Genomic DNA, 462 nt, shown 5'->3' with positions numbered 1-462 from the left:
CGAACTCGGTCTTGTTGCCCAGCGGGTCGACGCTCTCGACCAGGTTGCCGCGCTCGTCGTAGTCGCGCTGCCACAGCCCGCCCTCGGCGTCGCTGATCTTGGTCAGCTGGTCCTGGTCGTCGTAGGCGAAGTGCACCACGCTGTGGTCGGCGCGGATGTGCTTGAGGCGGTTGCTGCGCTCATCGTAGACGAAGCGGTCCTGGCTGCCGTCGGGGTGAACGTGGCGAATGACGTTCTTGCGCACGTCACGGAACAGCCATTCGGAATTACCGTCCGGGTGCTTGATCCGGTAGGTGTAACCCTCGGCGTCGTAGTAGTGCCAGGTCCCCTGGCCGTGGGCATCGGTGACATAGGTCAGGCGGATGCGCTCGTCCCACTGCAGACGGGTCTCGAAACTGCCGTCGTCGGCCCATTCGTGGATGGCTTTGGCGTGTGGGCCGCTGCCGTCCCATTCGAGGTTGA

Annotated in this window: 1 pseudogene; it reads right to left on the bottom strand. The window is 64.5% G+C overall.

The annotated features are described in order from the left end of the window. Nucleotides 1–462 (bottom strand): annotated as a pseudogene (locus tag NJG22_RS24460) (RHS repeat protein); the annotation flags it as partial.

The sequence above is a fragment of the Pseudomonas sp. VA159-2 genome (assembly GCF_024126635.1).
GTDB classification, from domain to species: Bacteria; Pseudomonadota; Gammaproteobacteria; order Pseudomonadales; family Pseudomonadaceae; genus Aquipseudomonas; species Aquipseudomonas muyukensis.
The sequence above is the reverse complement of the archived record's forward strand: the minus strand, read 5'-3'. Positions and strand labels throughout refer to the sequence as shown.